The sequence below is a fragment of the Kitasatospora sp. NPDC101155 genome, assembly GCF_044768305.1.
GTDB lineage: Bacteria > Actinomycetota > Actinomycetes > Streptomycetales > Streptomycetaceae > Kitasatospora.
The window spans coordinates 1-23,247 of the sequence record NZ_JBIWPN010000002.1; the positions used below are offsets into that span (position 1 = coordinate 1).

Sequence of the window (23,247 nt, forward strand, 5' to 3'; positions counted from 1 at the left end):
CTGATCCACCCCGAAGGGCTTCACCGTTCGACTTGCATGTGTTAAGCACGCCGCCAGCGTTCGTCCTGAGCCAGGATCAAACTCTCCGTGAATGTTTACTCGGCCCCAACAATTAAGCAGGGCCGGTTCACACCCGCGTTGAGCGGCACGGCAACCACCGGAATAGGGCGGCCCCGCGCACTGCGTCCTCGCTAGTGTTATTTCAAAAGGAATCTCCAACCCCGATCAAGTGATCGAGGCCGGGGATGTCAACATATCTGGCGTTGACTTTTGGCACGCTGTTGAGTTCTCAAGGAACGGACGCTTCCTTCGGACCGCCTTCCAGCGGGCCCTCCGGGCGCTTCGTTCTTTCGTGTTTCCAGCTTATCAGATGTTTTCCGCTCCGTTTTCCGGAGTTTCATTCATCCGATTCGCTTTCTGCTTTGTCGCCCCGGTCTCCCGCGGCGACTCCGGAACTGTACGGGGACCGACCCGCCACATGCAAATCGCCCCGCCCTGCCGTCGCAGGACGGGACGATCCGCAGGTGGAACACCGTCAGGCGCGGCCCATCTCCTCGGCGATGGCCGCCGCGAAGGCGTCGATGTCGGCCTCCGTGGTGTCGAAAGCACACATCCAGCGGACCTCACCGGTGTGCTCGTTCCAGAAGTAGAAGCGGTAACGCTTCTGCAGCCGCTCGCTCACCTCGCGCGGGAGGATCGCGAACACCGCGTTCGCCTGCACCGGGCGAACGATCTCGACACCGTCGATCTTCCGGACCGCCGCCTCCAGCCGGCTGGCCATCGCGTTGGCGTGGCCGGCGTTGCGCAGGTAGAGGTCGCCGGAGAGCAGCGCCTCGAACTGGACGGAGAGGAAGCGCATCTTCGAGGCGAGCTGCATCGAGGTCTTGCGCAGGTACTTGATGTTGCGCACCCGCTCCGGGTTGAGCACCACCACGACCTCGCCGAGCAGCAGGCCGTTCTTCGTCCCGCCGAAGGAGACCACGTCCACGCCCACGTCCGTGGTGAAGGCGCGCATCGGCAGGCCGAGCGAGGCGGCCGCGTTGGCCAGGCGGGAGCCGTCGACGTGGACGAGCATGCCCAGCTGGTGCGCGTGCTCGGTGATCGCGCGAATCTCGTCGGCGGTGTAGACGGTGCCGAGCTCGGTGCTCTGGGTGATGGAGACCACGAGCGGCTGGGCACGGTGCTCGTCACCGAAGCCCCAGGCCTGCTGGTCGAGCAGCTCGGGGGTGAGCTTGCCGTCCGGGGTGGAGACGAGGTGCAGCTTGATGCCGCCCATCTTCTCCGGGGCGCCGCCCTCGTCCACGTGGATGTGGGCGGTCTCGGCGCAGACCACGGCGCCCCAGCGCGGCAGGAGCGCCTGGAGGGCGACCACGTTGGCACCGGTGCCGTTGAAGACGGGGTATGCCTCGGCCTTGTCGCCGAAGTGGCGGCGGAACACGTCCTGCAGGTGCGCCGTGTAGTCGTCCTCACCGTAGGCGACCTGGTGGCCGCCGTTGGCGAGCGCGATCGCGGCGAGGATCTCGGGGTGCACGCCGGCGTAGTTGTCGCTGGCGAAGCCGCGGACGGCGGGGTCGTGTCGCCGTACCGCGTCCGTACTGGTGAGCTCGGTCATCGGGCTGTCAGCCACAGGTGCTGTCCGTTCAGTTCTGCTGCGGGGCGGTCCCAGAGGTCCGCCAGGTGTCCGGCGAGGTCGGCGGTGTCGGTGAAGCCGGCGAACTTCGCCTCCGGCTTCTCGGCCCGCATCTCAGGACTGACCAACGCCTTGATCACCAGAATGGCAGCCGCCGCGGTGGGCTCGCCGTCCGGGGAGGTGGTCTCCTTCTTGAAGGAGTCGGCCATGGCGAGGGTCCAGGCCTCGGTGGCGGCCTTGGCGGCCGCGTAGGCGGCGCCGCCCGCGGTGGGCTTGTGCGCGGCCGCGGCGGAGATCATCGCGTAGCGGCCGGCCGGGCTGCGGACCAGGGCGGGCTGGAAGGCCAGCGAGGTGTGCTGGAGGGTACGCACGACGGTGTCGTGCAGGAAGTCCCAGTCGTCCAGGCGGGTGTCGAAGAAGGTCTTGCTGCCGCGCCAGCCGCCGACCAGGTGGAACAGACCGTCCACGTGGCCGTGCTCGGCCTCCAGGTGGTCGGCCCAGTCGTGGACCTCCTGCGGGTCGAGCAGGTCGATCACCTGGCCGCTGACCTTGGCTCCGCGCACCGCGATGCGGGTGGCGTCGAGCGCGGACTCCAGACGCTGGGCGTCGATGTCAGCGCCGATCACGGTGGCGCCGCCCGCGGCCAGGCGGCGCAGCACCGCCTGGCCGGCCGGGCCGCTGGCCCCGGCGACGGCGATGACCTTGCCGGCCAGCTTGGTGTCGGGGGTGGTGGTCACGCGGCAACTCCCTGGATACCTGCGCCGGTGATGCCGGCGGTGGCGGCGATGACGCCGCCGAGCTTCTTGGACAGGGCCTCGTAGAACATGCTCAACGGGAACTCGTCCGGGAGCACGGCGTCGCACAGCGCCTTGTTGAGGGCCTTGCCGTCGATGATGTCGAGCGGCAGCGCCTCCGGGCCCTTGGCCCAGGTGGAGGCCGGGTGCGGGGTGAGGTAGCGGGAGACCAGCTGGTAGGCGGCGATCCAGTGGGCCGGCTTGGGCCGGTCGATGCCGTCGCGGTACAGGGTCTCGATCTCGCCGCAGAGCGCGTTGGTGACCTGCTGGGCGCGGTCCCAGTCGATGCTGAGGCGGTTGTCGCGCCAGCGCAGCGCGTCGTGCTTGTGCAGGTACGCGAAGAGCAGCTGGCCGCCGAGGCCGTCGTAGTTGCGCACGCGGTCGCCGCTGACCGGGAAGCGGAACAGGCGGTCGAACAGGATCGCGTACTGGACGTCGCGGGCGTGCGAGTTGCCCTCGGTCTCCAGCTTCACCGCCTCCTTGAAGGTGGTGAGGTCACAGCGGAGCTCCTCCAGGCCGTACATCCAGAACGGGCTGCGCTGCTTGATCATGAAGGGGTCGAACGGCAGGTCGCCGTGGCTGTGGGTGCGGTCGTGGACGAGGTCCCACAGAACGAAGGTCTCCTGCGCGCGCTGCTGGTCCTTGAGCAGGCCCTCGGCGTCGGCGGGGATCTCCAGGCCGAGCTGCTGGACGGCGCTGGTGGAGACGGCGCGGAAGCGGGCGGCCTCGCGGTCGCAGAAGATGCCGCCCCAGGTGAAACGTTCCGGCGCCTTGCGGACGGCGACCGTCTCGGGGAAGAGGACGGCGGAGTTGGTGTCGTAACCGGCCGTGAAGTCCGTGAAGGTGATCGGCACGAACATCGGGTTGTCGAAGCGGGTGCGCTCCAGCTCGGCCAGCCAGTCGGGCCACACGACCTGCAGCAGGACGGCTTCCAGGTTGCGGTCCGGGTTGCCGTTCTGGGTGTACATCGGGAAGACGACCAGGTGCTCCAGGCCGTCCTCGCGCTGGTCGGCAGGCTGGAAGGCGAGCAGCGAGTCCAGGAAGTCAGGCTCCCGGTAGCCGGTGTCGGCCCACTTGGCGAGGTCGGCGTCGACGGCGGCCAGGTAGGCGGCGTCGTGCGGGAACTTCGGAGCGAGCTCCTCGACGGCGGCCCGGACGGTGGCCACCAGGGGATCGACGGTGTGCCGCTGGACGGCGGACAGGTCGATCGAGCCGTCCTTGGACTGCAGCGGGCGCAGCGTCTCGACGGCCTCCTTCAGGCGCAGCCACGCCGGGTGGGCGGCGAGGGTCGAGACCGGGGCGTCGGCCGCCGCAGCGAGCCTTGGCGAAAGATTCTGCATCGTGGACTCACTTCGACAGGAGTTATTTCAACGGGGACACCATAAGTACGAAAGGTTCTCCTGTTCAAGGGGGTCAGGACGGGCAAAACTCCGGCGCACCCCCGCTGTGGCCCGAAAACCTGCGCCGGGACGCGGCTTGTCCGGCATGTGGACGGTGATCTGGATGTCCTGGACAGATGCGGCGTTCTGATGCGAACCTCCCGGCATGTTCCCGGCGGTGATCACGGTGGCCGAACGCCACGACGGCCCGTTCCGGCTGCCCTCCTGTCGGCAGACCGGCTGTTGCTGCCGCACGCGCGGCCGCTGCGGTCCTGGTCGCTGCTGTTGTTGATCCACCTGTCGACCCAGCTGTCGCCCCAGCTGTCGGCCCAGCCGCGTTGTTGACCCAGCCGCGTCGCTGATCCGGTCGCCTCATCGCCCCGGCCGCGTTGTCGACCCGGCCGCGGACACGGGCCCGTACGCCGACCGTGCCGTGTGTGTCCCGGCGCCGCCACCGGGGGAAGTGACCCGCCGGGGCGCGGCACGCCCGGCCCGGCCCGCGCCGCCGTGCCCTCCCGCCTACACCCGTCCTGCCCGGTCCTGCCCCGTCCTTCCACTGGAGTGCTGTCATGACCCTCCGCAAGCCGTCCGTCGTACTGCCCCTCGCCGCCCTGGTGGTCGCCGCCGCGCTGACCGCGTGCGCGCCGCAGGACGCCAAGTCCGACGGGGCCGCCGCCTCGGGCGCGGCCGGCACCGCGGCGGGCTGCGCGCCGGGGGCGCTGGCGACGCGTACGGCCGGGAAGCTGACCGTCGGCACCGACAAGCCTGCGTACGACCCGTGGTTCTCCGAGGACAAGCCCGAGAACGGCAAGGGCTTCGAGTCGGCGGTGGCGTACGCCGTGGCGGACAAGCTGGGCTACCCGAAGGACAAGGTCAGCTGGGTGGTCGCGCCATTCGGCAAGGCGACCGCGCCGGGCGCCAAGGACTTCGACTTCGACATCAACCAGGTGTCCATCAGCGACGAGCGCAAGCAGGCGGTGGACTTCTCCTCCGGCTACTACGACGTGCGCCAGGCCGTCATCGCGCTGAAGAACTCCAAGGCGGCGAACGCGAAGAGCATCGCGGACCTGAAGGGCGCCAAGCTGGGCGCACAGGTCGGCACCACGAGCCTGGACACCATCACCAACACCATCAAGCCGAGCAGCCAGCCGGCCGTGTTCGACTCCAACGACCTGGCGAAGGCGGCGCTGAAGAACGGTCAGGTCGAGGCGCTGGTGGTGGACCTGCCGACGGCCTTCTACATCACCGGCGCCGAGGTGCCGGAGGCTCAGGTGGTGGGGCAGTTCGAGACGGCCTCGCAGGCCGAGCAGTTCGGCCTGGTGCTGGACAAGGGCTCCGAGCTGACCGCCTGCGTGTCCCAGGCGGTGGACGCGCTGCGGGCGGACGGGACACTGGCGAAGCTGGAGAAGCAGTGGCTGTCGGACGCCGTCTCGGCACCGGTGCTCAAGTGAGCGGGGGCGCCGGGCCGACCGGACCGGTCAGCGTCACCGAGGCCTCGGCGGAGGACGACGGGTACCGGCCGTCGGAGCGGCGGCTGGCGCACGAGGCGTACCGGCGCGGACGGGCCCGGCGCTCGGCGCTGATCGCCACCGCCTCGACCCTGCTGACGGCGGTAGCGCTGTACCTCCTGATCGTCAACTCCCCCGGCTGGGAGGTGACTCGGCGGACCTTCTTCAATCTGGACTACGCGCGGCAGGCCCTGCCGGAGGTGCTGAAGGGGCTGCGGCTCAACCTGGAGCTGATGCTCGGCTGCGGGGCGCTGATCCTCGTGTTCGGCCTGCTGCTGGCGGTACTGCGGACGCTGCGCGGGCCGGTGTTCCTGCCGGTGCGGCTGCTGGCCACCGCGTATGTGGACTTCTTCCTCGGGCTGCCGATGATCATCTGCCTGCTGGTGATGATCACCGGGGTCCCGGCGCTGCGGCTCACCGGGGTGACCACCGATCCGTTGCTGCTCGGCGGGGCCGCGCTGGTGCTGACGTACTCGGCGTACGTCTCGGAGGTGTTCCGCTCGGGCATCGAGTCGGTGCACCCGAGCCAGCGGGCGGCGGCGCGGTCGCTGGGGCTGACCAACGCCCAGGCGATGCGGTACGTCGTACTGCCGCAGGCGGTGCGGAGGGTGGTACCGCCGCTGCTCAACAATCTGGTCAGCCTGCAGAAGGACACCGGGCTGGTCTCGATCGGCGGCGCGATCGACGCGGTGTACGCGGCGAAGATCATTGCGGCGCACTCGTTCAACTTCACGCCGTACCTGGTGGCAGGGCTGGTGTTCATCGTGCTGACCATTCCGCTGACCCGGTTCGCCGACTGGCTGACCACCCGGATGAACCGTCGGCAGTTGCAGGGAGGTTCGGTATGAGTGGCGCCGAGGTGCTCCGGCTGGAGTCGGTGCGCAAGACCTTCGGCGGCCAGGTGGTGCTGCGCGATGTGGACCTGGCCGTGCCCGAGCGCTCGGTGACGGCGTTGATCGGGGCGTCCGGCTCCGGGAAGTCGACGCTGATGCGGTGTGTCAACCTGCTGGAGGGGATCGACGACGGGGCGATCTTCCTGGACGGCGAGGAGATCACCGACCCGCGCGCGGACGAGGACGCCGTGCGGCGCCGGATCGGCGTGGTGTTCCAGTCGTACAACCTGTTCCCGCACATGACGGTGCTGGAGAACATCACGCTCGCACCGCGCCGGGTGCACCGGGTCGGACGGGCGGAGGCCGAGGCGAGGGCGCTGGAGCTGCTGGACCGGCTCGGGCTGGCGGCGAAGGCCAAGGAGTACCCGGACCGGCTCTCCGGCGGACAGCAGCAACGGGTCGCCATCGTGCGGGCGCTGGCGGCGGGGCCCCGGCTGCTGCTGCTCGACGAGATCACCGCGGCGCTCGACCCGGTGCTGGTCGGAGAGGTGCTGTCAGTGGTGCGGGACCTCAAGGAACAGGGGATGACGATGGTCCTCTCCACCCATGAGATGGGCTTCGCACGGGAGGTCGCCGACCAGGTCTGCTTCCTGGACGGCGGGGTGGTGCTCGAACAGGGGCCGCCGGAGCAGGTGTTCGGCGATCCTCGGGAGGAGCGGACCCGGCAGTTCCTCAGCCGGGTGGTCGCCTCGGGGCGGCTCCAGGGCTGAGCCGCCCGGCGGCCCCCGGTGGAGCGGGACGGGTCGGGTGCGGCGGAGCGGGGTGCGTGGGGAGGGCCGCACCACGGTGGGCGCCACTGTGCGCCCCCGTACGCGCCCTGGTCGCACCGGGGGCGGAGCGGTGATCGTGGACGGGACGACCGTCGCTGCGGACGGGTGTCGGCGGGCGGATGACAGCGAACAGCCGGCGGACAACGGATGACAGCTACCAGATTTCGTCAACTGTCAGCTGTCAGCTGTCATCTGTCATCTGTTCGCCGCCCGCTGTTCGCCGCCCGCCGCCCCGGGAGGCTGCCGTTGCACGGACCCACCCTGGTCAACTGGCTCCTCGCCCTCCTCACCGCCACCGCCGGCGGCTACTGCCTGACCCGCCTGCGGCACTCCCCCTGCACCCCGGCCGGCGCCCCCGGCCCCGGCCCCGCCCGCCGACTGCTCGCCCGGGAGTCCGACGCCGCCGAGGCACTGATGGGGCTCGGCATGGCGGCGATGGCCGTCACCGGCGCCACCGTCCCGGCCGGCGTCTGGGCGGGCCTCTTCAGCCTCCCCGCCGCCGCCTTCCTGCTCGCCGCCCTGTACGCCCCCACCGGCCGGGCACACCGGCTGCACCACGCGGTCGGTGCGCTCGCCATGACATACATGGCCCTGGCGATGACCGCCTCCGCCGGCGGACACCACCACCACACCGCCACTCTCGGCGCGCCGCTGCTGACCGGCGCCCTGCTGCTCTACTTCGGCGGGTACTCCCTCTGGGCCGGCGCCCGGCTACTGCGCACTCCCGCCGGCACCCTCGCCCTCGGCACCGCCGGCCTGCCGCGGGCCTGCCGACTCACCATGGGCATCGGCATGTTCGCCATGCTCCTGACCATGTGACGCCCGCCCCGGCACCCGCGCGACGCCCTTCCCGCCCGATCCGAACACCGCCCAAGCGCCGCACCCGCGCGTGGCGTTGGTCACTGGCCGGCCGAAAGCCGTTCCACCGGGCGTCGCCAGCGCATAGGTTGGCAGGGAGCGCATTGTCGCGTTCCCTGCGTACTCGGGGAGCCCTTGGGATGACCGCCCTGATCGGCCTGCTGCTGCTCGGAATTCTGCTCTCGACCGTCGCGCCCCGCCGGCTGGCCCGGGCCCGCTGGGTGGAACGCGAACCCGTGCTGGCGCTGCTGGTGTGGCAGTGCCTGGTGGTGGCGGTGCTGCTGTGCTGCGCACTGGGTCTGGTCCTCGCCGCCTCCGCCGCCATGCCCGAGCTGCGCACCCTGGTGTTCGCGGGCGCCCCGTACGGCGTGGAGGCCGCGTACGGCCTGCAGGACGCCGAGGGCTGGGGCCGGCTCTGCGCCGTGGTACTGGCGGCCGGCGCCCTGCAAACGGTGCTGGCGCTCACCCGCGAGGCCCGTACGGCCAAGGCCCTGCGCAACCGCCGACACGCCCAACTGGCGACCCGAGCACCGGAGTTGCCCGAGGCGATCGCGGCCGCCCGGAGCCGTCGGGAGCGACTGGTGGTGCTGGAGAACGTCCGCCCCGAAGCCTGGTCGCTGCCCGGCCCGGACTCCCGCCTGGTGGTCACCACCGGCGCCCTCCAGCAGCTCACCGACCGGGAGTTGGCGGCCGTGCTGAGCCATGAGCGCGGCCACGTCCGGGCCCGGCACCACCTGCTCCAGCAGTTCGCCCAGGCGCTCGCCTCCGGCTTCCCCGGCGTCGGCGTGTTCAGCGCCTTCCGGGACCAGGTGGCGGAGCTGATCGAGCTGGCTGCCGACGACCGGGCCGCTCGACGCCACGGCCGGCACACCACCGCCCTCGCGCTGGCCGAACTCAACCTGGACCGCGGGGTGTTCGGCTCCTGCCCGCCCGGCCTGGCACAGTCCCCGAGGCGGGTCGACCGGCTGCTCGCGGGCCGCCCGCGACTGTCCGTCCCGCACCGGCTGCGGCTGACCCTGTTCGCCCTCGCCGCGCCCGCCGCGCCCGTCCTGCTGGCCGTCGCCCCGGGGCTCAACTCCCTGTTCTGAGCATCCCCGCTCTGAGCGTCCCTGCTCCGAGCGCCCCTGCGCTGAGCGCACGGATTGACGCCGAGTCAGCTCACCGAAGGCTCCCCATCGAACGAGCCCCCGGGTTCAGTCCGAGGCAGGCTCCCGGCAGACCGGCCCGAGCGGCTCACCGAGGGTCAGTCCGAGCACCTCGCGGTGGAGCGGCCTGGCCTGCTCGTAGCGCTCCCGTCCGGCCTCGGTCAGCTCCAGCATGATGCCCCGCCGGTCGCTCTCGCACATGGCCCGGGTGACCAGTCCGCTCTTCTCCAGCCGGGCGATCAGCCGGGACAGCGCGCTCTGACTCAGGTGGACGGTGGGCGCCAGTTCGGCCACCCGCAGCGCATGGCGACCCTCCGCCTGACACCCCTCCACCAGGCGTTCCAGCACCTCGAACTCGCTCATGCCCAGCCCGTACTTGTCGCCCAGCTCACGGTCGAGCAGGCAGGCGGTGGCGGCATGGCGGGCCAGCAGCTCGCGCCATTCCGCGACGAGGCCGGCCTCCGCCGGCGAATCGAGCACTCGGGGGTCGAGTTCAGCCACGCCGCCAGCCTAGCACGTGCATCGGAAAATTATGCGTTCACATCTTATTCATTTGCATTGAATGCACGTGCATGTACTGTCCTCCCTATGACCACCGCGACCGTCACGTCACCCGACGCTCCGTCAACCAGCGGGCTGAACTGGACACCCCGCCTCTGGGGCACCCTGATCGTGCTCTGCGCCGCCATGTTCCTGGACGCCCTGGACGTCTCGATGGTGGGCGTCGCCCTCCCCTCCATCGGCTCCGAGCTCCACCTCTCGACCTCCACCCTGCAGTGGGTGGTCTCCGGCTACGTGCTCGGCTACGGCGGCCTGCTGCTGCTCGGCGGACGCGCCGCCGACCTGCTCGGCCGGCGCCGGGTCTTCCTGGTCGCCCTGTCCGCCTTCGCCGCCGCCTCGCTGATCGGCGGCTTGGTCGACGACGGCGGCCTGCTGATCGCAGCCCGCTTCCTCAAGGGCGTCAGCGCCGCCTTCACCGCCCCGGCCGGCCTGTCGATCATCACCACGACCTTCGCCGAGGGCCCGGCCCGCAACCGGGCGCTGTCCATCTACACCACCTGCGGGGCCAGCGGTTTCTCCCTCGGCCTGGTGCTGAGCGGCCTGCTCACCTCGGTCGGCTGGCGCTGGACCTTCCTGATGCCCGTCCCGGTCGCGCTGCTCGCCCTGGCGTTCGCCGTCCGCCTGCTTCCCCGCCAGACCGAGGAGCCCGCCAAGGGCGGCTACGACGTGCTCGGCGCGATCACCGGCACCACGACCGTCCTGCTGCTGGTGTTCACCGTCACCGAGGCCCAGGGCGCCGGCTGGCTGAGCCTGCGCACCCTCGGCTCGATGGCCGTGGTGATCGCGCTGGGCGCCGCCTTCCTGCTGATCGAGAGCCGTACCGCCCACCCACTGGTCCGGCTGGGCATCTTCCGCAACGGCTCCGTCGCCCGGGCCAACGTGGTCGCCTTCGCGATGACCGGCGCGTACGGCGGCTTCCAGTTCGTCGTGACCCTCTACCTGCAGCACCTGCTCGGCTGGTCGGCCCTGCAGATGGCCCTGGGGCTGCTGCCGGCCGGCGCGTTCATCGCACTCTCGGCGCCGTTCATGGGCCCGATCGTGGACCGCTTCGGCACCGGCCGGCTGCTGCCGATCGGCCTGCTGGCCCTGGTCGCCGCCTTCGCCCTGTTCCTGCGCCTGGACGAGCACAGCTCCTACCCGGTCCTGGTGCTGCCCTCGATGCTGCTGCTCGGCGTGGGCTTCGCGCTCGCCTTCCCCTCGGTGAACATCGCCGCCACCAACGGCGTGGCCGACGAGGAGCAGGGCCTGGCCTCGGGCCTGGTGAACACCGCGATCCAGGTCGGCACCGCCGTGGTGCTGGCCGGGGCGACCGCGATGATCACGGCCGGCAGCGCGGGTGACGACAGCCCTCGGGCCCAGCTGGACGGCTACCGGCCGGCGCTGGTCTTCGTCACCGCGGTCGCGCTGGTCGGCCTGCTGGTCGCCACGGTGGGCGCTCTGGTGGACCGGCGCCGGAATTCAACTCCCGTGTCGGTGCCGGATTATGATTATCCGCCTGTCGGGCCGACCACGGCCCGGACCGGAGCCCTGACCGAGCACTGACCCGCACCGGCCCTCGCCCACGACCGACCCCTGGTCGTCGGCTGCTGGCGCCGGCTCCACCAAACCCCCGTGTTGGTGGAGCCGGCCGTCTTCGTACCCGGCCGCGCGGGCAGCGCCCGTCAGGGCACGGTTCCACGGCGCGGCTGCCGGCTCCGCAAGTATATTGGCTCGGAGCCAACGAACGTTCGGAGCAGACACGATGGCACCTCGCGGGGATTCGGTCAATGAGGAGATGCGGCAACGCTCCCGCCGACGCATCATGCGGGCCACCGTCGAGCTGGTTGACCAGCGCGGTTACGCGGGCACCACGCTGACCGACATCGCCGAGCGGGCCGGACTCGCCCGCGGCCTGCTCTCGTACTACTTCGACGGCAAACGGCTGCTGCTGCAGTCCGCGACGCACCGGATGATGCACCAGGCGCTGTCCGGCGCACTGGCCGAACTGCCGCTGGACGCCTCGCCCGAGGCCCGGCTGGCCCGCGCCATCGACGCCGTCCTCGCGCTCGCGCTGGACCACCCGCGGGTGATGCGCTCGCACCTGGCACTGATCCTCGACCCGGACACCGGCGCCTTCGTGCAGGACCCGGAACAACAGCAGCTCGGCGCCATCCTCCAGGGTCTGCTGCACGACTGGGGCGCTCCGGACCCGGCGGCCGAGCACGCGGTGCTGCGCAGCGCACTGATGGGCGGCTGCATCGGCGTGCTGCTGCCGGGCGCGGAGATCCCGCTGGCGCCGATCCGGGCCGACCTGTTCCGCCGCTACGACCTGCCCTGGGAACTGGGCTGCCCGCCGCAGGCGCTGCCACCGGAACGCGAACGGCCGCCGGCCCGCGGCTGACGGCGGGTGGGCGGTCACTCGACTGACGACCTGCTGCGGTGGGGCCCGAGCGGCCCCGCCGGGCAGGAACTCAGCGTTCCTTCAGGATCGAGGCCAGCAGGTCTATGGTGCGCTCGGGCGTGAGGCTGTCCACGCAGAGCCGCTCCATGACCTGGACGTAGGCGTCGACGTCGTCCCGCTTGTCCAGGTAGAGCGCACTGGTGAGCTGCTCCAGGTAGACCACGTCCGCGAGGTCCTGCTCCGGGAAGCGCAGGATGGTGAACGCGCCGGACTCACCGGCGTGCGCGCCGAAGCGGAACGGCATGACCTGGATCACCACGTTGGCCTGCTCGGCGACGTCGATCAGGTACTGCACCTGACCGCGCATCACCTTGGGCCCGCCGACCGGCCGGCGCAGCGCCGCCTCGTCGATCACCGCCCACAGGCGCGGGTTGGTGCCCTCGGTCAGCAGCTTCTGGCGGCGCAGGCGGAGGCTGACCCGCCGCTCGACCTCCTCCTCGCTGATGACCGGCCGACTCTGGCCGAAAACCGCCCGTGCGTACTCCTCGGACTGCAGCAGTCCGGGGATGAACTGCACCTCGTAGGTGCGGATCAGCTGGGCGGCCTCCTCCAGTCCCACGTAGGTCTGGAACCAGCCCGGCAGCACGTCGTTGAAGCTGTGCCACCAGCCGGACTTGTTGGCCTCGCGGACCAGCCCGAGCAGGGCCTCCCGCTCCAGGCCGTCGTCCACGCCGTACAGGCTGAGCAGGTCGGCGACGTCGCGCTCCTTGAAGCTGACGCGGCCGAGCTCCATGCGGCTGATCTTGGACTCGGAGGCGCGGATCGCGTAGCCCGCGTCCTCACGGGTGATGCCGCGCGCCTCGCGCAAGCGGCGCAGCTGGGAGCCGAGGAGGATCCGGCGGACCATCGAGCCGCCGCCCGGCTGAACTGTGGTCATGCGGTCGAAACCTCCACCTAGGGCAAACAGCGCACAGTCTGCCATCAGTTGAGCGCTCACGGTGCCGATACTGACGGATGTTCCTATCAGTTCTGCACTCCGCACACCAGGATGCACGTGCATTCGGCGCTTGCATATGCCAATAGTGCGACTGCACGTGAATCGACTCTTGCATCTGCAGTGAGCGCACACCACCATGGTGCACGTGCACCTGCACATCCCTGGCAATCCCGCGGGCTCCGCGTCGACCCCACGCGCGACTCCGTGCACCGACCCGGTGGCGTCCCCCGCGCCACCGGGCGTTCGAGTGCGCGCGCGCCTGGTCGAGGGGGCGGCCGAGCGGCCGAGCGAGTCGGAGGTGACCGGCATGACCCCGGCGGGTCCAGCCGTGTCCGCCCCCTTATGGGAGGAGCTCTTCATGAGCACCGGTACGGCTTTGGCGGTTGACCCCCATGTGGTCACCTGTACGCTCGCTCCTCGCTTCGAAGCCGTGAGAACCGCGCGCGACTTCGCCCGGACCGCTCTTCAGCACTGGGGCCTGATGGAGCTGTTCGACGATGTCGCGCTGGTGGCCTCGGAACTCGTGACCAACGCGCTCCGACATGCGATCGGCGCACGGCCCGACCCGTCGGGCGGCTGCCTGGGCGAGTACGACTTTCCCATACAGCCGACCCCGGAAGGACGGCTGCCGATCCGAATAAGCCTGGTGCACCGCGCACCCCAGGTGGTCTGCGCGGTGAGCGATCCGAGCAGCATCGGACCGGTCGCCCGGGAGGCGGACTTCGTCGCCGAATCCGGCCGCGGGCTGCACCTGGTGGAGTCGTTCAGCCGCTCCTGGGGCTGGCACCCACTGGGCAGCGGCAAGGTCGTCTGGGCCATGTTCGAGGCGGAGCCGGCCCAGGGCGGCGGACTCGACGGACGTGTCGAAATCGGTGGACGGCACCGGCGCTCGGCCTAGCGCCGTGCGGCGCGCGGCCGGCTTGGGAACGCCCCAGGAGGACCACACCCCGAGCCCTTCCGCCAGTCCCTCGGACCCTTCGACGCCGGACCGCCTCCGGCACCGGCACCTCGCGCCGGGCACTCCGATCCGTGCGTCACAGGCCCCGGCCCACGCGCCGGAGATCCGGGCCCGCGCGTTACAGGCCCCGGCCGGGCACGACTCGACCCTGTACGCCCCGACCCGACCCCACCCGCGGGAGCGCCCGCGGGGAAAAGACAAAGGCCGTCGTGGTGTCAGCACCCACGACGGCCCCCCGGTGGTGAAGCGGCGACCGGTCAGACCGCCAGGTGGTCGAACTCCCCGTCCTTGGCCCCCAGCAGCAGGGCGGCGATCTCGGCCCGGGTGTAGATGAGCGCCGGACCGTCCGGGAAGCGCGAGTTGCGCATCGCCACGTCGCCGCCGGGCAGGGCCGCGAACTCGACGCAGTTGCCCTGGGAGTTGCTGTGCCGGCTCTTCTGCCAGACCACCCCCTCGAGGTCGGCGGCGGCCATCCCGTTGTAGGTGTGGTTCGAGCTGTGCGTGTCCTGCGAGTCGTGCATAGAAGTCTCCCGAAGAGCTCCGGAGTTGTCGTCCAGCGCGGCGCCCCGGCACCGTCGAACGAACGGACCGGCCCCGTACCGGTCCGGCACAACGCCTCACTTGACGCGATGATAGCCGCAGTGCACGTGCATCAGCACGGGACATTGCAGGTGCACGAGGCCTTTTATCGGCGGTCTCGAACTCTTCGCGGACCCTTCTCCTGACGGTACGTAAACGGACATAGCCGACTGAATCGACGAGCATTCGATAACCGGCCGTGAGCGGCCCCCCGCTGAATGTTGATCTTCGAATGCCGGGAGTCGCACCGCCGTGACCCTCCGTCAGGTCGCCCTTCGACTGTGAGACATCTCACGTGCCACAGGTGCAACGCGGCGCCCCACGGGACACGTCAGGGCAACTGCGGGCGTCCACCCGAGGGTTGGGCGAGGAATGTCCGGATTGTAGGCAAACCGCCCGGACCGCGACGGCGGAGACACGACCTTCGCACCGCGACCACCCGAAACCCGTACGGCAGCCGACTGCAGGCCTGACGGGCCGATGTCCTACGATCTCCGACATGAGCACCGCAGCCATCCCGGGCGCGCCACTGCCCGTCCGTACTCCAGGCTCCCGTGCGCGGGGGCGCCACCGCCGTCCCGAGCGCCCCGAGATCCGCACCGGCTCGCCGGCCCTGGTGCTCGCCGTACCCGCGACCGCCGGGCCCGAGTCCCGCTCGGTCGTCGAGGAACTGCTCTCGATCGTCCGCAGCGAGCACGCCGGCGTCCGGGCCGCGGTCGGCTACCTCCCGACCGACGGCGCCGAGAGCGAGAGCGAGGACGACCGCACCGTCGCCGAGCTGCTGGCCGAGGCCGCCGAGGCCGGCCTGGCGGCGCCCGTCGTGGTGCCGCTGGTACCCGGGCCGCACGACTTCCTGACCGGGCTTCACGCCCTCGCCGCCGAGTACGGCGCGACCGTCACCGACACATTGGGCCCGCACCCGCTGCTGGCCGAGGCCGTGCACGTGCGGCTGTCCGAGGCCGGGCTGGCCCGGGCCGACCGAGCCCGGCTGTTCGCCATCGCGACCGCCGCGGACGGCGTGGTCCTGACCACCGTCGGCGGCGCGGACGCGGCCGCCGCGGCCGGCATCACCGGCGTGCTGCTGGCCGCCCGACTGGCCGTTCCGGTCGTCGCCGCGGCGCTCGACGTCCCCGGCTCGGTGGCCGACGCCGTCAACCACCTCAAGGAGACCGGCTCCCAGCGCCCGGCGCTGGCCCCGCTGGTGATCGGGCCCGAGGCGGACTCGGAGCTGCTCGCCACGGCCGCCGAGGAGACCGGCTGCCCGTCGGCCGCGCCGCTGGGCGCCTACCCGACCGTCGGCCAGCTGATCGCCTCCACCTACCTGGCCGCACTGCCGACGCCGACGCCGGAGGAGCTGGCCCAGGCCGAGGCGGAGGCCGCGGCCGCCGCCGGGGCCGAGGAGGGCTCCCGCGGCGCCCACGCGGCCGCCCAGGGGCCCGTGGAGGCCTAGCCGGACGCCCGCAACCGCCTTTAGCACCCTCCCGCGTACCGAAGGGCCCGGAACGATCGCGTTCCGGGCCCTTCGGCTTGCCGTCGGCCTGCCCCGCGGCTCGCCCTTTTCCGCCACTCCTCCGCCCGCCCCCGCCTTCGGCTCGCCCGCAGCTTGTCCGAGCAGGGGAATTACGGGAGGTATGAGCGATATCAGAAGATAGAGCATAATGTCCGTTTTGTCGCTTTTTGGAGGAAATGCCGGGCCGGATTCCGGCGCTCGATTCACGGCCACTCCCCTATTACGATCGGCGCGCCACCACACGCTTCCACGCTCCGTCACTTCACTTCTGAAGCGGAGACAATTGCGGGAATCCACAGCGACATTGCCGAAAAACGATCATTTACGATCATGATTCGTGTCCGATTTGGCAGCTTCCGCTAAACCGTGATGCGCATCACAGATATTTGCAGTTTGAACTTAAGTCTGCTTAACGTGCTCCTCGTTCGTGACCACACGAACCCAGTTCATCCGCAACGCCGAGTCCTGCCGTCGGATGTCCTGGCAGCGCGAAAACGCATCACGGCAGGAGCGGGGGAACCACAGGTAAGTCGCCCCGGGCCGTTCCTCGGAACGGTCCAGGGCTAGGGGTGAAGCCGCGCCCACAGCGCGGCCGGGCAACTCCAGCCCGAATCCGACAGCTCACCTCGCAGGCGTGGGAGAGGACCGCGTCTTCATGCTGCCCACCAACGGCACCCGCCTGTCCGGCCGTACCCGTCGCGTGATCGCCGCCCTCGGCGTCGCGGGCGTCGGTCTCACCGTCCCGTGCCTCACCACCGGCACCGCCAACGCCGCCCCCGTCGCCACCTGGGACAAGGTCGCCCAGTGCGAGAGCAGCGGCAACTGGAGCATCAACACCGGCAACGGCTTCTACGGCGGCCTGCAGTTCACCTCCAGCACCTGGGCCGCCTTCGGCGGTACCGCGTACGCCCCGCAGGCCAACCAGGCCACCAAGGACCAGCAGATCGCCATCGCCGAGAAGGTCCTCGCCTCGCAGGGCCCCGGCGCCTGGCCCGTCTGCTCGGTCCAGGCCGGCCTCACCAAGGGCGGCGCTCCGGCCGCCGTCGACACCTCCGCCGGCACGGCCGCCAAGCCTGCCGCCAAGCCCGCGCAGAACCAGGCCCCGGCCCCGGCCCCGGCCGCGAAGCCCGCCACGCCGGCCGCGCCCGCCCAGCAGCAGGCGCAGTCGTCCACCGACTACACCGTCGTCGAGGGCGACTGGCTGTCCTCGATCGCCGCGAAGAACAACGTCCAGGGCGGCTGGCAGCACCTGTACGACCTCAACCGCGCCACCCTGACCGAGGGCCCGAACACCATCTACCCGGGCCAGCACCTGACCTTCGGTGACGGCGTCAAGGCCCAGGCCGACAAGTCCTCCTCGTCCACCTCCGGCTCGGACTTCGGCTGGTTCAACCGCTCCCAGAAGGCCGGCCAGGCCGCGAACGGCGGTGTCGTGAACGCCAAGCCGACCGCCCTGACCCAGGCCTCGAAGCCGGCCGCCAAGCCGGCTGCCAAGCCGGCTGCCAAGCCGGCCGCCCAGGCCGCCACCGGCAGCATGGCCGCCGCGGTGTCCTTCGCCGAGTCCAAGGTCGGCCAGGCCTACGTCTACGGCGGCACCGGCAACGGCGGCTGGGACTGCTCGGGCCTGACCCAGGCCGCGCTGCGCGCCGCGGGCATCAACATCCCGCGCGTCGCCGCCGACCAGGCCGCCGCCAGCACCCACGTCTCGCTGGACAGCCTGCAGCCGGGCGACCTGCTGTTCTGGTCGAACAACGGCCAGAACTCCGGCGTGTATCACGTCGCGATCTACATCGGCGGCGGCAAGTACGTCGAGGCCGCCAACCCGAGTTCGGGCGTGCGCGAGCAGACCATCGCCAACTGGGCCCCGGACTTCGCCGGCCGGGTCTGAGCAACGGCCCACGGGCCACGGGCGCACGGGCCACGGGCCCACAGCTGACGGACAACAGAGAACAGCTGACAGGTAGCAGATTTCAGATAACAGATTTCAACATCTGTCAGCCGTCGTCCGAACGCTGACCACCCGCCACCCCCGGGGAGAGTCTGGTCGCTCCTCCCCGGGGGTTCCGGCGTATTCGCATGGTGAAACCCCGGCCCGACGGGCATGCTGCTGCTCTGCACCCGAGGAGGAATCACCATGGCCCAGGTCACCGTCACCCTCGACGCGAACCTCGCGATAGACGCGATGCTGCTCTCCGGCACCAAGAGCCCGCAGGACGCGGTCGAACTGATCCTGCGCGACTACCTGGCCCGCGGCCGCCGCACCGAGACCCGGACCGGCGACGCGGCCGACGGCCACCGGCTCACCGCCGACCGCCCGGCCACCCAGGAGGGCTGACCGGACAGCACGGTCGAGCAGACGCACGCCGACGGGCCCCGGAGAGCAACCGCCCTCCGGGGCCCGTCGGTCGAGCACCGCCATCCGGTACCGGGGTCAGCGCGCGCAGGCCCCTGTGGACCCCCGCATCACCAGCTCCGGCTGGAACATGAACTCCCCGCGCTGGGCGGCGTTCCCGCCGACCTCCTCCAGCAGCGCGTCCACCGCCGCCGTGGCCATCGCCTCGACCGGCTGGCGGATCGTGGTCAACGGCGGCTCGGTGAAGGCGATCAGCGGCGAGTCGTCGAAGCCGACCACCGACACGTCCTGCGGCACCGACAGCCCGCGCTGCCGCACCGCCCGGATCGCCCCGAGCGCCATCATGTCGCTCCCGCAGACGATCGCCGTGCAGCCCTTGTCGAGCAGCGCACCGGCTGCCGCGTGCCCGCCCTCCACGCTGAACAGCGTGTGGTGGACGAGTTCCTCCGCCTCCTCCTGGCTGCGCCCGAGCACCTCGCGCATCGCGGCCGTGAAGCCCTCGATCTTGCGCAGCACCGGCACGTACCGCCGCTGCCCGACCGCGAGCCCGATCCGCTCGTGCCCGAGTTCGGCCAGGTGCTGGACGGCCATCCACATCGCGGCCCGGTCGTCCGGCGAGATGAACGGCGCGTCGATCCGCTCGCTGTAGCCGTTGATCAGCACGAACGGCACCCCGCGCCCGGCCAGCCGGGCGTAGCGGTCGTGGTCGGCGGTGCTGTCGGCGTGCAGCCCGGAGACGAAGACGATGCCCGCCACGCCCCGGTCGACGAGCATCTCGACCAGTTCGTCCTCGGTGGACCCGCCCGGCGTCTGGGTGCACAGCACCGGCGTGTAGCCGTGCCGGCTGAGCACCTGCTCGATCACCTGCGCCAGCGCGGGGAAGATCGGGTTGCTCAGCTCCGGCGTGATCAGCCCGATCAGCCCGGCGCTGCGCTGGCGCAGCCGGGTCGGCCGCTCGTAGCCGAGCACGTCGAGCGCCGCCAGCACGGTCTGCCGGGTCGCGGCGGAGACGTTCGCCTTGCCGTTGAGCACGCGGGAGACGGTGGCTTCGCTGACCCCCGCCTGCGCCGCGATGTCTGAGAGTCGCGCCGTAGTCACGGGCCCAGAGCCTATTGCACCCACGTCAGACCGCCCACCAGCCGGTGCTGTCCGGAGCGAGCACCGTCTCGCCGCCGTCCACCACGAGTTCGGTCGAGGCGAGCAGCAGTCGACCGGGCGCTGCTATCCGCACGGGCTCGCCGGTGGTGTTCACGGTGCAGACGAAGGAGCCGCGGCGGAAGGCCAGGGCACCCTCGGGGGCGTCCAGCCACTCGACCTCGGTACCGGCGCCCAGGTCGGGCTGCGCACGGCGGACGGCCAGCGCGCTGCGGTACAGCTCCAGGGTGGAGGTCGGGTCGCCGGTCTGCGCCTCGACGCTGAGTGCGGCCCACTCGGCGGGCTGCGGCAGCCAGGACGGCCCGCCCGCCACCGGACCGAAGCCGTACGGGGCCTCGGTGCCGGACCACGGGATCGGGACGCGGCAGCCGTCGCGGTAGCCGTCCTGGCCGGCCTGGCGGAAGAAGGACGGGTCCTGGCGGACCTCGTCCGGCAGGTCGGTGACGTCCGGCAGGCCGAGTTCCTCGCCCTGGTAGACGTAGGCGGAGCCGGGCAGCGCGAGCATCAGCAGGGTGGCGGCGCGGGCCCTGCGCAGACCCAGCGAACGGTCGCCGGGGGTGCGGATCTGGGTGCCGAGGCCCGGCTCGTTGGCGAAGCGGGTGGCGTGCCGGGTGACGTCGTGGTTGGACAGCACCCAGGTGGTGGGGGCGTCGACCGGGCGCATCGAGTCGAGCGACAGGTCGATCACCTCGCGCAGCGCGGTGGCGTCCCAATCGGTGCCCAGGTACTGGAAGTTGAAGGCCTGGTGCAGCTCGTCGGGGCGGACGTAGTTGGCGGTGCGCTGGACGGTCGGGGTCCAGGCCTCGGCGACACCGATCCGCTGGCCCGGGTACTCGTCGAGGATCTTGCGCCAGCTGCGGTAGATCTCGTGCACGCCGTCCTGGTCGAAGAACGGCATGACGTCGTTGCCGAGCAGCTTGAGCTGGTCGGCGCCGCCGAGGTCGGGCAGGCCGGGGGCCTTGACCAGGCCGTGGGCGACGTCGATGCGGAAGCCGTCCACGCCCATGTCGAGCCAGAACCGCAGGATCGAGCGGAACTCGTCGGCGACGGCCGGGTTCTCCCAGTTGAAGTCGGGCTGCTCGGGGGCGAACAGGTGCAGGTACCAGTCGCCGGGGGTGCCGTCCGGGTTCTCGGTGCGGGTCCAGGCCGGGCCGCCGAAGATGGACTCCCAGTCGTTGGGCGGCAGTTCGCCGTTCTCGCCCTTGCCGGGGCGGAAGTGGTAGCGGTCGCGCAGCGGGGACGCGGGGCCCTCGCGCAGGGCGCGCTGGAACCACTCGTGCTGGTCCGAGGAGTGGTTGGGCACGAGGTCGACGATGATCCGCAGGCCCAGCCCGTGGGCGTCCCGGATCAGGGCGTCGGCGTCCAGCAGGGTGCCGAACATCGGGTCCACCGCGCGGTAGTCGGCGACGTCGTAGCCCGCGTCCGCCTGCGGCGAGGCGTAGAACGGGGAGAGCCAGACGGCGTCCACGCCGAGGTCGCGCAGGTACGGCAGGCGGCTGCGGATGCCCGGCAGGTCGCCCATGCCGTCGCCGTTGGAGTCGGCGAAGCTGCGCGGGTACACCTGGTAGATGACCGCGTCCCGCCACCAGCCTCTGGACGCGCTGACGTTCGCCTCGTGAGCGGTGTCGGCGGCAGGCCGGGAGGTGTCGGCCAGGTTCTGGGTCATGGACGGTATCCCTTGGGGACTAGAGGAGCGGGGAGCGCTGTGTCTTCGAGGAGCGCAAGGCCTCGCGAAGTGCCGGGACTTCGTGGAGCGTTACGACTTGGAGGCACCGGCGGTCAGGCCGGTGACCAGGTGACGCTGCACCAGGTAGAAGAAGGCCGCGGACGGGATCGCGATCAGCACCGCGGTGGCGGCCATCAGGTTCCACTGGGCGTCGTGCTCGCTGACGAAGCTCTGCAGGCCGACGGCCAGCGTGTACTTGTCGGAGCTGAGCATGAAGGTGGAGGCGAACGGCACCTCGGCCCAGTAGGTGAGGAAGGAGTAGAAGGCCGCGACCGCCAGGCCCGGGCGGGCGAGCGGCAGCACCAGCCGCCAGAAGGTGCCGAAGGGGCTGAGCCCGTCGACCCGGCCGGCCTCGTCGATCTCCACCGGGATGGTGTCGAAGTAGCCCTTCAGCAGCCAGGCGCAGTACGGCACGGTGGTGGTCGAGTAGACCAGGATCAGCCCGGCGTAGCTGTCCAGCAGGCCGAGCGCGGAGAGCATGGTGTACATCGGCACGATCAGCACCGCGATCGGGAACATCTGGGTGACCAGCAGCGACCACATCAGCGGCTTGTGCCCGGGGAACTTCATCCGGGACACGGCGTACCCGGCGGTGGCGGCGAGCATGACGCCGAACACGGTGGTGATACCGGCGACCAGCAGGGAGTTGCCGAACCAGGTGAAGAAGTCGGTGTCGCCCAGCACCTGCTGGTAGTTCGACAGCGTGAGCTTGCCGAAGATGTCGCCGGGGTGGAGGTAGTCGTTCTTGTCCGGCCCGAGCGAGACGAACAGGATCCACGCGACCGGGAACAGCGCGATCAGTCCGGCCAGGATCAGGACGCCGTGGGACAGCGCCTTGGCCAGCGGGCTGCTCTCGCCGCGCGGCCGGAACTTCGCCGGCCGGGCGGTCGGGGCCGCGGTCGCCGCGGCGGCGGGGCGTTCGGTGGTGGTGCTCATCGGGTTACCTGCCTTCGTGGGTCAACTGGGTCCGGGGCCTCAGCCGTTGGCCTGCTCGTTGCGGGCGAGCCAGCGCCGGTAGAAGGCAGTGAAGACGATCAGGATGGACAGCAGGATCACGCCGTAGGCAGCGGACCCGGCGTAGTCCCGGGGGATCTGGCCGAAGCCGAGTCGGTAGGCCCAGGTGACCAGCAGCTGGGCGTCGGGGGCGCCGGAGCCGAAGAGCAGGTAGATGACGTTGAACTGGTTGAAGGTCCAGATCACGCCGAGCAGCACGACGGTGGAGGAGACGGTCCGCAGCCCGGGCATGGTGACGTAACGGAACTGCTGCCAGCGGGTGGCGCCGTCCATCTCGGCGGCCTCGTACAGCTCGGCCGGGATCGACTGCAGGCCGCCGAGCAGCGAGATCATCATGAACGGCACGCCGGCCCAGGTGTTCACCAGGATCGCGGCCGCCTTCTGCGCCCACGGGTCGGTGAGCCAGCCGGGCTCGGGCAGGTGGAGGGCGGAGAGCGCGGTGTTGACGACGCCGCCGTCGGAGAGCATCAGGCGCCAGGAGAAGACGGTGACGAAGGTCGGCACCGCCCAGGGCAGGATGAGCAGCATCCGGTAGACGGCGCGCCCGCGCAGCTTCTTGTTGAGCAGCAGGGCGAGGCCGAGGCCGAGGGTGTAGTGCAGGAAGACGCAGACGGCCGTCCAGGCGATGGTCCAGACGAAGTGCGACCAGAAGCGGTCGTACGAGCCGGGGCCCCACAGGATGTCGGCGTAGTTGTGGAAGCCGACGAAGTTGTAGCTGGCCGGGATCTCGTTGACGCCGATCTTGCGGGCGACGTTGAGGCTGTTGGCGTCGGTGAGGGTGAGCCAGATGCCTTGGACGAGCGGGTAGAGCACCAGCACGCCGAGCACCAGCACGACCGGGGCGATCATCGCGTAGGCGTACCAGTGCTTGGCGTAGGAGCGCTTGAGGCGTTCCAGCAGACCCGGACGCTGATCGCGCTCCCGGTTGCCCTTGCCGGTGGCGCCCTGCACGGCGACTGACATCGTTTGCACCTTCTCGGGGGATTCTCGGGGGAGCCGACGGCCCGGCCTGCCGTACGGTCGGCAGGCCGGGCGCG

General features: G+C 70.9%; 21 protein-coding genes, 1 rRNA gene and 1 riboswitch. Of the genes, 11 read left to right on the forward strand and 11 right to left on the reverse strand.

What is annotated here, in order from left to right; genetic code table 11:
- The 4 genes from ACIRYZ_RS02550 to ACIRYZ_RS02565 form a co-directional block, all read right to left on the reverse strand.
- A 16S ribosomal RNA gene (locus ACIRYZ_RS02550) occupies positions 1–92 on the reverse strand; the annotation flags it as partial.
- 443 nt (positions 93–535) lie between these two features.
- Positions 536–1,612, reverse strand: a complete 1,077-nt coding sequence (locus ACIRYZ_RS02555; protein WP_402939478.1) for a threonine aldolase family protein — start codon at positions 1,610–1,612, stop codon at positions 536–538.
- Entirely contained in the window at positions 1,609–2,367 is a 759-nt protein-coding gene (locus tag ACIRYZ_RS02560) for an SDR family NAD(P)-dependent oxidoreductase (RefSeq protein WP_387632233.1), read from the reverse strand. Before ACIRYZ_RS02560 ends, ACIRYZ_RS02555 begins: the two co-directional genes overlap by 4 nt.
- Positions 2,364–3,764, reverse strand: coding sequence for a DUF6421 family protein (locus tag ACIRYZ_RS02565; RefSeq protein WP_402938549.1), 1,401 nt, complete (start codon positions 3,762–3,764; stop codon positions 2,364–2,366). The genes ACIRYZ_RS02560 and ACIRYZ_RS02565 overlap by 4 nt, the downstream gene beginning before the upstream one ends.
- Before the next feature lie 608 nt (positions 3,765–4,372).
- Here ACIRYZ_RS02565 and ACIRYZ_RS02570 point away from each other — a divergent pair.
- The 5 genes from ACIRYZ_RS02570 to ACIRYZ_RS02590 all read left to right on the forward strand — a co-directional run bounded on the left by ACIRYZ_RS02570 (position 4,373) and on the right by ACIRYZ_RS02590 (position 8,920).
- A complete protein-coding gene (locus tag ACIRYZ_RS02570) occupies positions 4,373–5,254 on the forward strand; it encodes an ABC transporter substrate-binding protein (RefSeq protein ID WP_402938552.1) in 882 nt (293 codons plus the stop codon).
- On the forward strand, positions 5,251–6,159 hold the full coding sequence (locus ACIRYZ_RS02575) for an amino acid ABC transporter permease (RefSeq protein WP_402938555.1): 909 nt from the start codon (positions 5,251–5,253) through the stop codon (positions 6,157–6,159). Before ACIRYZ_RS02570 ends, ACIRYZ_RS02575 begins: the two co-directional genes overlap by 4 nt.
- Complete coding sequence (locus ACIRYZ_RS02580; RefSeq protein WP_402938558.1) at positions 6,156–6,914, forward strand: amino acid ABC transporter ATP-binding protein; 759 nt, start codon at positions 6,156–6,158, stop codon at positions 6,912–6,914. Before ACIRYZ_RS02575 ends, ACIRYZ_RS02580 begins: the two co-directional genes overlap by 4 nt.
- 306 nt (positions 6,915–7,220) lie before the next feature.
- Positions 7,221–7,793, forward strand: coding sequence for a DUF5134 domain-containing protein (locus tag ACIRYZ_RS02585; RefSeq protein WP_402938561.1), 573 nt, complete (start codon positions 7,221–7,223; stop codon positions 7,791–7,793).
- A 179-nt stretch (positions 7,794–7,972) separates the two neighbouring features.
- Positions 7,973–8,920 (forward strand): M56 family metallopeptidase, encoded by a 948-nt coding sequence (locus tag ACIRYZ_RS02590; protein WP_402938564.1) that lies wholly within the window; start codon positions 7,973–7,975, stop codon positions 8,918–8,920.
- Between the two features lie 105 nt (positions 8,921–9,025).
- On the opposite strand, the gene ACIRYZ_RS02595 is transcribed toward ACIRYZ_RS02590, so the two are convergent.
- The gene (locus tag ACIRYZ_RS02595) at positions 9,026–9,478 is read right to left on the reverse strand and encodes a MarR family winged helix-turn-helix transcriptional regulator (RefSeq protein ID WP_393028349.1); all 453 of its coding nucleotides are present in this window, start codon (positions 9,476–9,478) and stop codon (positions 9,026–9,028) included.
- Positions 9,479–9,565: 87 nt separating this feature from the next.
- Here ACIRYZ_RS02595 and ACIRYZ_RS02600 point away from each other — a divergent pair, with 87 nt between their 5' ends.
- Both ACIRYZ_RS02600 and ACIRYZ_RS02605 read left to right on the forward strand, forming a co-directional pair.
- A complete protein-coding gene (locus ACIRYZ_RS02600; RefSeq protein WP_402938569.1) occupies positions 9,566–11,080 on the forward strand; it encodes an MFS transporter in 1,515 nt (504 codons plus the stop codon).
- Positions 11,081–11,312: 232 nt separating this feature from the next.
- Positions 11,313–11,918 carry a TetR/AcrR family transcriptional regulator gene (locus ACIRYZ_RS02605; RefSeq protein ID WP_402938572.1) on the forward strand — a complete coding sequence of 202 codons (606 nt, stop codon included), beginning with the start codon at positions 11,313–11,315 and terminating at the stop codon, positions 11,916–11,918.
- Between the two features lie 70 nt (positions 11,919–11,988).
- Here the strand turns inward: ACIRYZ_RS02605 and ACIRYZ_RS02610 are convergent, their stop codons facing one another.
- Complete coding sequence (locus ACIRYZ_RS02610) at positions 11,989–12,855, reverse strand: helix-turn-helix domain-containing protein (RefSeq protein ID WP_393028346.1); 867 nt, start codon at positions 12,853–12,855, stop codon at positions 11,989–11,991.
- Positions 12,856–13,273: 418 nt separating this feature from the next.
- Between ACIRYZ_RS02610 and ACIRYZ_RS02615 the strand changes: the two genes are divergently transcribed.
- Complete coding sequence (locus ACIRYZ_RS02615) at positions 13,274–13,813, forward strand: ATP-binding protein (protein ID WP_402938575.1); 540 nt, start codon at positions 13,274–13,276, stop codon at positions 13,811–13,813.
- Between the two features lie 317 nt (positions 13,814–14,130).
- Here ACIRYZ_RS02615 and ACIRYZ_RS02620 read toward each other — a convergent pair whose 3' ends face one another.
- A complete protein-coding gene (locus ACIRYZ_RS02620) occupies positions 14,131–14,394 on the reverse strand; it encodes a DUF397 domain-containing protein (RefSeq protein ID WP_402938578.1) in 264 nt (87 codons plus the stop codon).
- 557 nt (positions 14,395–14,951) lie between these two features.
- On the opposite strand from ACIRYZ_RS02620, the gene ACIRYZ_RS02625 reads away from it, so the two are divergent.
- The 3 genes from ACIRYZ_RS02625 (at position 14,952) to ACIRYZ_RS02635 (ending at position 18,297) form a co-directional block, all read left to right on the forward strand.
- Positions 14,952–15,902 (forward strand): hypothetical protein, encoded by a 951-nt coding sequence (locus ACIRYZ_RS02625; RefSeq protein ID WP_402938581.1) that lies wholly within the window; start codon positions 14,952–14,954, stop codon positions 15,900–15,902.
- Positions 15,903–16,408: 506 nt separating this feature from the next.
- A riboswitch (cyclic di-AMP (ydaO/yuaA leader) is annotated at positions 16,409–16,610 on the forward strand.
- Entirely contained in the window at positions 16,597–17,850 is a 1,254-nt protein-coding gene (locus ACIRYZ_RS02630) for a transglycosylase family protein (RefSeq protein WP_402938584.1), read from the forward strand. Its footprint overlaps the riboswitch before it by 14 nt.
- 246 nt (positions 17,851–18,096) lie before the next feature.
- A complete protein-coding gene (locus tag ACIRYZ_RS02635) occupies positions 18,097–18,297 on the forward strand; it encodes a hypothetical protein (protein WP_393028340.1) in 201 nt (66 codons plus the stop codon).
- Positions 18,298–18,393: 96 nt separating this feature from the next.
- On the opposite strand, the gene ACIRYZ_RS02640 is transcribed toward ACIRYZ_RS02635, so the two are convergent.
- The 4 genes from ACIRYZ_RS02640 to ACIRYZ_RS02655 all read right to left on the reverse strand — a co-directional run bounded on the left by ACIRYZ_RS02640 (position 18,394) and on the right by ACIRYZ_RS02655 (position 23,173).
- Positions 18,394–19,413: a LacI family DNA-binding transcriptional regulator gene (locus tag ACIRYZ_RS02640; protein WP_380612866.1), complete on the reverse strand. Its 1,020-nt coding sequence runs from the start codon at positions 19,411–19,413 to the stop codon at positions 18,394–18,396.
- A gap of 25 nt (positions 19,414–19,438) precedes the next feature.
- Positions 19,439–21,136 carry a glycoside hydrolase family 13 protein gene (locus tag ACIRYZ_RS02645; protein ID WP_402938588.1) on the reverse strand — a complete coding sequence of 566 codons (1,698 nt, stop codon included), beginning with the start codon at positions 21,134–21,136 and terminating at the stop codon, positions 19,439–19,441.
- A 90-nt stretch (positions 21,137–21,226) separates the two neighbouring features.
- Positions 21,227–22,132: a sugar ABC transporter permease gene (locus ACIRYZ_RS02650; RefSeq protein ID WP_393028338.1), complete on the reverse strand. Its 906-nt coding sequence runs from the start codon at positions 22,130–22,132 to the stop codon at positions 21,227–21,229.
- Between the two features lie 39 nt (positions 22,133–22,171).
- Positions 22,172–23,173, reverse strand: a complete 1,002-nt coding sequence (locus ACIRYZ_RS02655; protein WP_402938591.1) for a carbohydrate ABC transporter permease — start codon at positions 23,171–23,173, stop codon at positions 22,172–22,174.
- Between the last annotated feature and the right edge of the window lie 74 nt (positions 23,174–23,247).

What these genes read in the sequence shown, in the direction of transcription:
- ACIRYZ_RS02620 (WP_402938578.1), bottom strand. Translation starts at nt 14,394, where the DNA reads ATGCACGACTCGCAGGACACGCACAGCTCGAACCACACCTACAACGGG.
- ACIRYZ_RS02605 (WP_402938572.1), top strand. Translation starts at nt 11,313, where the DNA reads ATGCGGCAACGCTCCCGCCGACGCATCATGCGGGCCACCGTCGAGCTG.
- ACIRYZ_RS02625 (WP_402938581.1), top strand. Translation starts at nt 14,952, where the DNA reads ATGAGCACCGCAGCCATCCCGGGCGCGCCACTGCCCGTCCGTACTCCA.
- ACIRYZ_RS02555 (WP_402939478.1), bottom strand. Translation starts at nt 1,612, where the DNA reads ATGACCGAGCTCACCAGTACGGACGCGGTACGGCGACACGACCCCGCC.
- ACIRYZ_RS02650 (WP_393028338.1), bottom strand. Translation starts at nt 22,132, where the DNA reads ATGAGCACCACCACCGAACGCCCCGCCGCCGCGGCGACCGCGGCCCCG.
- ACIRYZ_RS02645 (WP_402938588.1), bottom strand. Translation starts at nt 21,136, where the DNA reads ATGACCCAGAACCTGGCCGACACCTCCCGGCCTGCCGCCGACACCGCT.
- ACIRYZ_RS02635 (WP_393028340.1), top strand. Translation starts at nt 18,097, where the DNA reads ATGGCCCAGGTCACCGTCACCCTCGACGCGAACCTCGCGATAGACGCG.
- ACIRYZ_RS02565 (WP_402938549.1), bottom strand. Translation starts at nt 3,764, where the DNA reads ATGCAGAATCTTTCGCCAAGGCTCGCTGCGGCGGCCGACGCCCCGGTC.
- ACIRYZ_RS02655 (WP_402938591.1), bottom strand. Translation starts at nt 23,173, where the DNA reads ATGTCAGTCGCCGTGCAGGGCGCCACCGGCAAGGGCAACCGGGAGCGC.
- ACIRYZ_RS02600 (WP_402938569.1), top strand. Translation starts at nt 9,566, where the DNA reads ATGACCACCGCGACCGTCACGTCACCCGACGCTCCGTCAACCAGCGGG.
- ACIRYZ_RS02610 (WP_393028346.1), bottom strand. Translation starts at nt 12,855, where the DNA reads ATGACCACAGTTCAGCCGGGCGGCGGCTCGATGGTCCGCCGGATCCTC.
- ACIRYZ_RS02570 (WP_402938552.1), top strand. Translation starts at nt 4,373, where the DNA reads ATGACCCTCCGCAAGCCGTCCGTCGTACTGCCCCTCGCCGCCCTGGTG.
- ACIRYZ_RS02615 (WP_402938575.1), top strand. Translation starts at nt 13,274, where the DNA reads ATGAGCACCGGTACGGCTTTGGCGGTTGACCCCCATGTGGTCACCTGT.
- ACIRYZ_RS02580 (WP_402938558.1), top strand. Translation starts at nt 6,156, where the DNA reads ATGAGTGGCGCCGAGGTGCTCCGGCTGGAGTCGGTGCGCAAGACCTTC.
- ACIRYZ_RS02590 (WP_402938564.1), top strand. Translation starts at nt 7,973, where the DNA reads ATGACCGCCCTGATCGGCCTGCTGCTGCTCGGAATTCTGCTCTCGACC.